We start from the raw sequence: 9905 nt of genomic DNA, 5'->3' as shown, positions 1-9905 counted from the left end.
GTCTTTGGCCCTGTCACTTCGGCAACTCCCCCTCGTATAGGATTTCCAGGACCCTTGCCGCGATGGCTGGCCCGACGTTCTTGAACTTGGACGTACCTGCTTCGATTGTTGGCAGCTCGCCGCTGCAAGAGACTAGTGCACGCCCCAATAGCCCAGGCGGCTCGCACCCAAGGCGCGATAGGAAGGTTTCGCTAGTGGCGTCGTAGGAATGCAGGTTGAGCCCCGCTTCACGTGCGGCGGCGAGTTTCACGAGTTCGTGCGGGCCGGAATGCGCCTTTCCCGAAGGAGAGCGAAACACGTAGCTCGTGCCGGCACCCGAGATCCTGTACGCGCCGGCGCCGATCAACTCGTCCGTGTTGCGCCACTTGTTAGCTTCTACATCAAAACGCTGCATTGGCAGGCCCGAGCCAAGGGTAACTGGCCTGAAAATGGTTGAGAGGTCATGGTCTTTGCCAATGAAAGCCAGGAGCTGGCTTGCGGCTTCCTCAACGACTTCGATCACGCGCCCGTGGGGGTCGTCTATGTCTGTGAGGGTTGCTCTCAAATCGGCCGCCTTGAGCCCGATGACAGATATTATCTCTGCGTGTTCTCGCCTTTTTTCACGGCCTAGGCGCCCACCCACACCGACAACGACCTCCTCGATTTTCGCCACGAGGCTCCGGCTGCGATAACCTGTCAGGACGGCCTTCTTGTCCGAGACAAACGAGATTGTCGGGGGCGAGATGCTCCATGAACGTGGCCGGTGCGACGAAGTAGTCTCGACATCGAGATGTCCCAACCAGGCGAGATCTCGCAAGACCCGTCCAGCACGCCAAGTGTCGACGTCTTGCGATGCGACGAATGTCTCGAAGCTGGCTAAAGTGCCGGCGCCAAGAAAACACGCACCGTCCAAGCAGAGGTCGACGTTAACGGGTTTGTGCGCCACCTCGTCGCTGCGTTGTCGTGTTTCCGGTACCTGCTGACGAGATCGACGAACCCTGACCGCCTTGTCCGTCCTGCGATGCACGAACGTAATGCCGCAGTCAGCGCAATGGACGTCCACTGGGTCAGATTTCGAGGCATCCTTTGGGATTTGCGCATAAACCAGGCGATGCAGGCCGCGCACTGCGCAAGGCAACGCCATCACCTCTTCGACACTGAGCCCCCTTATCGACTCGATGTCGGCCGATGTGCCAGCAGGCGCGGTCTCGGCCTCCTGCTTTTCTCGACCAACCTCTTGGTCAAGCGATCGAAAACGCAACAATATATCGAGATTCAGCGTTCTCGGTTCTAGTCTCGGCGAGACAAGACCGCGCACCGTGCAATCTTGATTGCCTCCATTGACTTGGGTCGAAAGGATACCAGCGTACGCTACGACCCCACGGCCTTGCCGATCTAGAGGTCGCGGACGGTTCGCAGAGCGAAACAGGATGCTTGCCGACGCGACGACGGACTTGCCGGCTTTCCCTTCGAGATAGACGTTGCCACTATCGGGGATGCAGCCTTCCAACCGAAGCGAAGTTGACGTGCTGCCGCTGCGGGATTCGCAAACGGGATCCCCGTCTGGCCCAGTCCCGTCCCACGCCAAGATTTCGACACCGCTCTTAGCTGTCTCGAGCGACACCTCCGGAGGAACCCAGAGATGCCAGATCCCCCGACCGAGCTTCATTCCGCCAGTGAAACGCAAGCTCGCGCTTTCGCCAACAGGAGACAGGACGGCCTCGAAACCAGACAATTGCGCTAGCGCTTTCTTGACGACCACGTTCTCGTACAAGACCCAGCCGACAGGAAGACCCTTGAGCTTGTCACTCGTCGAAACCGTGTATCCCGGTACTGCAACCTCTGCGAGAGCATCCTCGATTGCCCTGCGGACCCTTCCGTCGCCGCGGACGAGTACAAGTTGTGGGATCCCGAGCGAAACCCTACTTACCTCCGTCCAATAGCCTTGGTCCGAACGACTAAGGGGTATCGCTGCGCGCCCCCCCCAGGTGAATGCGGGCTTGCCATCAACGGAAAGCTCGAGTCCTCGGAGAAGGCTGTTGCCGATATTGATAACAGAGCGAGGCTCTAAGGTTGCAAAGGCTCCGAAGGTCGAATTTGAAAGCTCGACTGCCGTACCTTCACTCGTGTTGAGCGGAATTGGTTCGGACACATTTTCGCGTCCAAAGTAGACCGATGCGGACCTTCCAAAAATGTCGTGGCGAAAATTCAGTGCCAACGACAGTCGCCGGGGACCCGTTTGCGCTTCGCGTGCACCTCCCGCAGCATCCTGTTGCCACTCCTTGAGCTCTTCCACGGCGGCCTCGCAGATCCTCGGCCTAAGCTCTGTCTTCTTCCATGCTTCCTTGAGCTGTTTCGTTGGCTGCGAGCTGCGAATCCAGGTCGAGATGTACTGCTCGATCTCGGACTCGCTGACATCGTCAGTGTCCGTGAAACCATACTTTTCAAACAGCTTGTGAAATCGCAGGAGATCGGCTTCGCGCACGATCGCCTGCGACATGGCGATCCCGACGTATTTGAACTTGTTGACGGCGCGGGCGGTAGGTCGGCCGTAGAGGAAGTCGTTGTTCGCCAGCCAACCGTTGAATGCTTGCCAGAATTGCTCGGTGGTCTTGCCGTGCAGTGATAGCTTGTCGGCCGGGAGGCCTACGAGCGCGGAGAGGCGTTCATAATAGTTGCCTGACGAGAACTCGCCGTCGGAGACCATTTGCTCGGCGGCATGGGAGAGCACGAAGAGAAGGGACGTGAAGGGGGGGCGTGACTTGCGACCGTTGAGGGACCAGCTCCAAAGAGCAGACTCGAAAGCCGAGTACGGATCCCCGGTGGGGGATAGGTGGTTGCCCACTTCCCGGCAGCAATATTCCTCGACGTCGTCTGGGCTCTTGCCGAGTGCCGCGGCAAGCTGCTGGCGACCTTGGTTGTCCAAGACCAGATACAGCGGACGCGATTCGAAGCGTCCACCGAGAAATATGTCGTTGATTGCCCCGTTCAGCTTTTCCAGCATTATCCCCCTCGAGCTTCAGGCTTCTGGGTGATCAATTATCTTTTTGCAACAGCGATCTATCGTTACAATTCTGTAAATGGACGAACGCCCTTGCGAGGAGAACGAGAGGGGGCGTCCAGCAAGGGGGCATCGATTAATCCGTCTTCGAAAGTGAAGAATCAATCGTCTGCCTTGAGCCCAAGATCCAATCAACCCTCCTGCATCCAAAGTGGCGGAACCGCCTTGCCCGAACGAGCAGGTTGGCGAGGGGCAGGCCCTTCTCCTGATGCTGGAATTCTCTTGCCATGAGGTGGCTTGAGGAGTGCTAAATAAAGTGTGTTGCTCATTCCTCAGGCGGGGTGAGGATTGAAGTGATGCAACTCCCAACGCAGGATCGCATCGTCGAATGAGGTCGGCCAGAGCGGCAGCCGATAGCGACTGAAGTAATCCGCCAGGCGCCGGAAGGAAACATGACGACCTTCTACTGAGAGCTGGTTGATACGCTCCTGGTACGGGCCGTCCGCCGCTCCTGCCCACATCTGCGCGATACGCCAGAGCGCTTGTCGCGAGTAGCTCGGTTTCACCAAAAGGTCGGCCCATTGACGCACCAGGTCGCGGGTTGTGAAGGAAGGTGGAAGGTCGGGCAGCGCCCATTCCACGAAGCCTGAGGTGGATGCGAACCGTTCCTCTATCGCTTTCAGCTGCTGCGGATCGACGTCCCTCCGACCTCGTGCTCGTTCCAGACCGTTACGCACCAGCCAGTGCGCCTTCCGGAAGAGGTTTGACCCATACCTGTTTAGGAGAAACAGCTCGAGGCTCCAGTCGCGACCTGCATTTACGCTGGTCGCCAGATCGATCATCGCCTCATGGACTGCGGGGTTACCGTTGGTCACCAACACGCTTGGCAGGTCGTGGAAGAAGCGGTAGTCGAAGGGGTGGGCTTTAAGGCCGGAGTTACCTAGCCGGATCATCCCGCGCAGTAGGTGGTCGCCCCACGCTGGATCATCAGCAGCCAGTTCCCGGCTGCACTCTCCAATCTTCCATGCCCTGTGCCCTGACCAGTGATGCCACGCATAGAACAGGTCCCCAGTTTCCGGGCCCTCGAGGCAACCGATACTCAGGGCGACAGGGCCATCCAGATCGGCGATGAACCAGGCGGCCAGAATGCCTCCTTCTCCTCGTCCGAGATTGTGCGTGATGTCCTCATATCCGATGGTCATTGTGTGCAAGTCCTTGTGCTGCCGCACCAGGAGCCCACGCGAGAACGGATATTGCCGGAGCAGCCCGCTTGTTTGCCGACCGGCCACATCCCTTTTCAGGTGACCACCTTACCCGGGCTTGGGCAGGTTGGTGAGGGCGCAGGCCCTGCTCTTGATGCATAAGTTCCTATGCCACGATGCAGCTTAAGGCAGACTGAATGACTGGGTGCCTCGATGCGACCAAGATATCTCATCGAGAGTAACCTGGTACCCGAGTAGGTAATCGGCGCCATGCTCCTCGGCGCAAACCGAGCTGCTCTCCTTTGAGTGGTCAACTCCCATTCGAGCGATCAACGCACTGAATGCCCAGGTTCATGTGGCGTCGGACTGTAGGTGATAGCCCGTAGTTGGCAGGTTGAGCTGCGGAGATACCTTCATGTTCGCTTGTCGAACCTATGGGAGGAGAAAGATGAAGTACCGGCTATTTGCGACAGCAGCTATGGCGGTGTCACTGGCCTCAGCCGTCTACGCAAACGACTTCCCCAACGCACGCGTTTAGGCCAACGTTGGATGGGACCATGTCAGCGGCACGCTCGGTTGCGAAGATACGGCATTTCCCGCAGACAATTTTTCGGAGTCTAGGAACGCTGATGGCGTGATTTTTGGGCGGCACGGTGGGCTATGATCTCCCCATCGGACATCGTAGCTATGTTGGAATCGAAGGTTCCATTGAGTTTACAGACAACGAAGAATGTGAAGTCGTTTTCGGCAACCCTGATTGCCAGTCTGGTCATCGCACTTTCTCTTGGCAGTCGGTATGTCGAATGGGGATCTCCGTTTCCCGGCCTAAGCTCAGCTCGGGTGATCTGCGAGGACTTATCTCGGACTGGTCTTGTCTCGATTTTGATATTCCGTTGGACACTTGATCCAAGGCTGAAATCTTTTGCTTCCGGCGATCAGAAACTGCAGGCTGAGAATTACTATTGGGTGATCCTCGGGTCACTCGGGCTAACGACTTGTTGATCCATATCGGGTCCGGCTTCCGGCCGTCGATGAAGGACCATGCGAGGCTGGTGCCGATCTGACGAGCGATTGAAGATGAACTCTGACCTGCACACAGGGCATTTCATCTTATGGCGACCAATTTGATTGCCGGTCCTTAAGGTCTGGCCGCGCCTCAAGCAATCAACCTTCTCAACCTTAGACGCTGACGTTGTTTTGGAATCTGAAGTCTGGAACTCCGGCGTGGGACCTTGGGGAAAGGGCTGCTCGGCCATCCAACTTGGTGGGCGCTTTTCCAGCTCTTGTGGCGAATAGGCTGAGAAACTAGTCTCCATCCGGTCATAAGCAGGGTGGAGTCCAAATTGTCTGAGGACAATTCGAAGCGAAAAGAGCTTATCGAGGCGATAGGCCGACTCAACCCGATGCAGGTCGAGGTACTCCAAGGTATCGTCGATAAGTTCACGGAAGAGATTGAGCGGGAACACCTGCGCACGGACTTTCTAGACGCACAGGCGTTCGAGTATTTCTCGACCCGCTTGGCTGCGCATCATGCTTCGAGCGGCGTTGCCCTGAAGAAGGAGAACTTCGAGCATATATTGGAGCACTCCTTCAAGATGTCTGGCCACAGCGCACAACGTACCGAGAACATGACGCACCGTGGCGCCGACTTGGAGGTCGATGGTCGCTATTACTCGCTCAAGACAGAGGCAGCGAAGGGACTGAACCCTAAGTCAATCACGATCTCGAAGTTGATGGAGGCTCGCTGGATCCGGGATCTCGGCAGCCATCATAATGCTCCCAAACAGGTCCAAGAAAGGGTCCTTTCACACTTGCGAGAGTACGAGCGCATCTTCATGCTTCGCAGCTACGGGGACGAGCAGAGTATCCGTTACGACTTGGTCGAGATTCCGAAAAAAGTGCTGGCGATGGTCCAGAGCCTTAAGTCGACAGACTTCAAACCATTGTCAGGATCGGGAGGAACCAGCGCAAAGGTCATGGTGAACGGCCGAAAGGCCTTTACACTGCGCCTAGATGGAAGCGTCGAAAAGGTCACAATCGCCGGTCTCGACGTCCGCCTTTGCTCGTTTCATGCTTGGTGGCGTCTAAGTCGTCCAGGCTAAACAGCCATCCGCAACTGAGGCGGAAGTGCGCCCCGACCCTCGGCATCTTCGATTATTGCCTCGGCGATCATACCCGCAATCATCGGCGGTACAGCATCACCGATTTGCCTGTATTTGAACGAGAGCGAGCCTTCGAATTGGTAGTCGGGAGCGAAGCCCTGCAGGAGCGCCATCTCACGCACCGACAACAGACGATCCTGTTCGGGGTGGCTGTAGCGTCCGTTTCCCGGATGGCTGCACTCTCGGGTGATAGTTGGCGCGGGACGGTCCCAAGCCAACCGGCCGTACACATCCGGAAATGATCCTGGCTTTTCCACGTTCATACTCGGAATTCGCAGGTGTGCCTGGTCCTCAGTGAGGTCCGTCCAGCTTCCGCCATCCCTTGGGATAGCCTTCATACGTTCTAGCGAATGTCCGCCTATCCGAGGGCACACGTGCATCGGGTCGTCGGGATGTGTCTCGCCCGCCTCGAGCTCGGGTAGGTGCCCTATGGCGTCTCGCACCGTCCTCGGCTCGACCTCGGGCAGATCTAGATAAAAGCTGCCACCAAGCTTCGCGACGATGAGGGACCGAATTCGGCTCTGGGGTAGACCGAAGTTCTTTAGGTCGTGGATCTCAGCGTAGACGTTGTAGCCCGAGTCGGTCAGGGCTCGGTGTAGGGCTTGGAAGTGGTGCTTGTGCCTGCCGCGCAGAAGCTCCTTGACGTTCTCGATGACCACATAACGGGGGCGCCACGCGGCGGCGAATATAGCTGTCCTCTCGACCAGTCGGTTCCGGCTGTCGTCTTTGCTGTGGTTGCGACTCTGCTTCTGGCTGAACCCCGTGCAGGGCGCACACGAGATGAGGACGTCGACGTTGCCTGGCTTAATCCCGAAGTGGGATGCGACCTCGTCCGGTCCAGTCACAGCCAAGTCAGCAGACATCGGCCTGAGGCCCAGGTTTCTCTCGTATGTGTCGTTACAGAACGTGGCACCAATCCCGTGGCTCGGCTTCGCGACCTCAAGGTCGACCGCACCAATCGTCTCGAAGCCCTTACTGACGAAACCGGAGGACATTCCACCGCCACAAGAAAATAGGTCGACGATCTTCCCGCTCATGCTGTTAGCTTCATCTCTTCTTCAAATCTCTGGTACACTTATGTTAGCGGGTCGAGCACAGAACAGGAACGGTTCATTCGTCTGCTTCCCCGAAAACCTTTTGCGAAAACGGGCGAAATGCCGACTTTCTGACTGGACTGTTGTCATAAGCGGAGCATTGCTGTGTGGCACAACGTTGCCGCTGGGACTTCAAAGTTCAGCGGCTTGGGTCAGTGCAAGGCCGGATGGTCCGGCTTGCATAGGAGACCCGAAATGACTTCGAAAAAGAAGACGCCCACCAAGACCAAGGCAGCGGCAGTCCACAGCATGCTGCGCCGTGCGAAAGGCGCCACTTTGGCCGAGATCGAGAAGGCGACTTCGTGGAAGCCCCGTAGCTGTCGCGCCTTCCTGAGTGGAGTTCGCAAGCAAGGCATCGCCTTGGCCAAGGAAGAGCGCACCAATGGCGAGATTGCATACAAGATGACGGGCGAGGCAGAACCGTGCCGCGTCTGAGCATCGAAGAGCTTGAAGCGATGTCGCCTCCACAATTGCGGGCGGCATGGCGCGAGCAGTTCAGGAAGCCAGCACCTGCAATCGGCCCGGCACTACTGTGTCGTGGGCTGTCCTGGCAGATCCAGGCACGCGTGCATGGAGGGATTCCCACCTCGACCAGCAAAGCGATCAACCGGGCCTGTTCGCTACTCGAGCAGACCGGATCTGTCATGTCGGAGCGCCACCTCACCATCAAGCCGGGCACACGGCTGGTGCGCGAGTGGCATGGCAAGACCTATCATGTACTCGTGCTCGACGAAGGCTTTGAGCACGAGGGGCGGCGCTACGAGAGCCTGTCACATATTGCCCGTGCAATAACCGGAGCCCACTGGTCGGGGCCCCGCTTCTTCGGCCTGCGCTCGCGCTCCACCACGAGGGGAACCGCAGATGGCTGAGAAGAAGCGCTGTGCGATCTACACCCGCAAGTCGACCGAGGATGGACTCGAGCAGGACTTCAACAGCCTCGATGCCCAGAAGGAAGCCTGTGCTGCCTATATCCTGAGCCAAGCAGCCGAGGGCTGGGAGAAGGTTGGAGAGCATTACGACGATGGTGGCTGGTCAGGGGGATCAATGGATCGTCCTGCGCTCAAACAGCTTCTTGCAGACGTAGCGGCGGGCAAGGTCGACATCATCGTCGTCTACAAGGTTGACCGCCTGACCCGCAGCCTCGCCGATTTCGCAAAGATCGTCGAAATCCTCGATAAACAGGAGGCCTCCTTTGTCAGCGTGACACAGGCATTCAACACGACCATCTCGATGGGACGACTGACGCTCAACGTATTGTTGAGCTTCGCCCAGTTCGAGCGCGAGGTTACCAGCGAGCGCATTCGCGACAAGGTCGCGGCGTCCAAGAAGAAGGGCATGTGGATGGGCGGGCCTGTGCCGCTCGGGTACCGGGTTGAACACCGGATGCTCCATATTGAACCTGGCGAGGCGGAGACGATCCGTTTCATCTTTGATTCCTATTGTGAGCTTCGCTCGGTCCAGCAGGTTGTCGATGCGCTGGACGCGAAGGGCGCAAGAACCAAGCTGCGCAAATACAAGAACGGCAAGACGGTCGGCGGATGCCCGTTCACCAAAGGCATGCTCGCGCTCATGCTTAGGAACCCTATCTACAGCGGAAGGGTCAGGCACAACGAAGAGGTCTACGAAGGACAGCACGAGGCGATCATCCCGCTAGAACAGTTTGAGCAGGTCCAGTCCATTCTCAAGGAGAACAGGCGCGATCATCGTCTTGGCAAGCGAGCAAGGAACCCGAGTTTGCTGACCGGGATGATCAGCGATCCTGATGGTCGACCGATGTCGCCAAGCCATACGACGAGAAGGCACCGCTGCTACCGCTACTACATGACCCGCTTTCTGCCTGGCGAGACGAGGGGCACACCATGGAGCGTGCCTGCAGGGGAGCTTGAGAAAGCAGCCGTCCGTCTGACAGCGAAATGGCTTCGATCGAACAGTGCAGGCGATGCTGACGAAATTGCCGCGAGAGGTGAGCTGGCGACAGACCTCAAGGCGCTGCCAACGGTTGAACAGCGCGCTATCCTGTTGGAACATGATTTGCGGTTTGAGCTCACCAACGAGGATCTGATTCTCGGCAATGGAGAGGGCGCTCTACATACAGCCCTGCCAGCAATGCTTGTCTCACGCGGAGCCGAGAAGAAACTGCAGCTGCCGCCTGATGGAAACGCGGTCGCCGGTAATCCCGATCCAGTTCTCATCAAGCTGCTTGCGCAGGCCCGTTCTGCACAACGCATGATCATGCAGGGAAGCGAAGAGCCGACCGTAGTCAATTACAGCAAGCGCCACCTTTGGCAGCTTCTCAGAATCGGATGGCTCGCACCCGACATCACCACGGCAATCATTGAAGGGCGTCAGCCGGTCGGACTGACGGGGCGCCGATTGTTGCGCGCATCGGCGCTGCCCCTCGACTGGGCTGGCCAGCGCACTTTCCTCGGGTTCTCCTGAAAGCACCACATCGAACAAGGTCTGCAAC

7 protein-coding genes and 1 riboswitch are annotated in these 9905 nt (G+C 57.9%); of the genes, 4 read left to right on the top strand and 3 right to left on the bottom strand.

Annotated features, from left to right (window positions below):
- Positions 1–13: 13 nt before the first annotated feature.
- Positions 14–2983 (bottom strand): hypothetical protein, encoded by a 2970-nt coding sequence (locus OZN62_RS06730; RefSeq protein ID WP_269102057.1) that lies wholly within the window; start codon positions 2981–2983, stop codon positions 14–16.
- A 329-nt stretch (positions 2984–3312) separates the two neighbouring features.
- Complete coding sequence (locus tag OZN62_RS06725; RefSeq protein ID WP_269102055.1) at positions 3313–4182, bottom strand: hypothetical protein; 870 nt, start codon at positions 4180–4182, stop codon at positions 3313–3315.
- Between the two features lie 58 nt (positions 4183–4240).
- Positions 4241–4345, bottom strand: a riboswitch (SAM-I-IV-variant riboswitch).
- 1180 nt (positions 4346–5525) lie between these two features.
- Here OZN62_RS06725 and OZN62_RS06720 point away from each other — a divergent pair.
- Positions 5526–6284 carry a hypothetical protein gene (locus tag OZN62_RS06720; protein ID WP_269102054.1) on the top strand — a complete coding sequence of 253 codons (759 nt, stop codon included), beginning with the start codon at positions 5526–5528 and terminating at the stop codon, positions 6282–6284.
- On the opposite strand, the gene OZN62_RS06715 is transcribed toward OZN62_RS06720, so the two are convergent.
- Entirely contained in the window at positions 6281–7381 is a 1101-nt protein-coding gene (locus tag OZN62_RS06715) for a DNA cytosine methyltransferase (protein ID WP_269102053.1), read from the bottom strand. The two genes, OZN62_RS06720 and OZN62_RS06715, sit on opposite strands and share 4 nt — an antisense overlap.
- Positions 7382–7633: 252 nt before the next feature.
- On the opposite strand from OZN62_RS06715, the gene OZN62_RS06710 reads away from it, so the two are divergent.
- The 3 genes from OZN62_RS06710 to OZN62_RS06700 are packed head-to-tail and all read left to right on the top strand — an operon-like array spanning position 7634 to position 9877.
- Positions 7634–7873, top strand: a complete 240-nt coding sequence (locus OZN62_RS06710; RefSeq protein WP_269102052.1) for a DUF3489 domain-containing protein — start codon at positions 7634–7636, stop codon at positions 7871–7873.
- Complete coding sequence (locus OZN62_RS06705; RefSeq protein ID WP_269102051.1) at positions 7861–8307, top strand: DUF2924 domain-containing protein; 447 nt, start codon at positions 7861–7863, stop codon at positions 8305–8307. Before OZN62_RS06710 ends, OZN62_RS06705 begins: the two co-directional genes overlap by 13 nt.
- A complete protein-coding gene (locus OZN62_RS06700) occupies positions 8300–9877 on the top strand; it encodes a recombinase family protein (protein ID WP_269102050.1) in 1578 nt (525 codons plus the stop codon). Before OZN62_RS06705 ends, OZN62_RS06700 begins: the two co-directional genes overlap by 8 nt.
- Positions 9878–9905: the final 28 nt, after the last annotated feature.

Source organism: Aurantiacibacter sp. MUD11 (assembly GCF_026967575.1).
GTDB lineage: Bacteria > Pseudomonadota > Alphaproteobacteria > Sphingomonadales > Sphingomonadaceae > Alteraurantiacibacter.
Note: the sequence above shows the minus strand (reverse complement) of the source record. Positions and strands in the feature narration are given on the sequence as shown.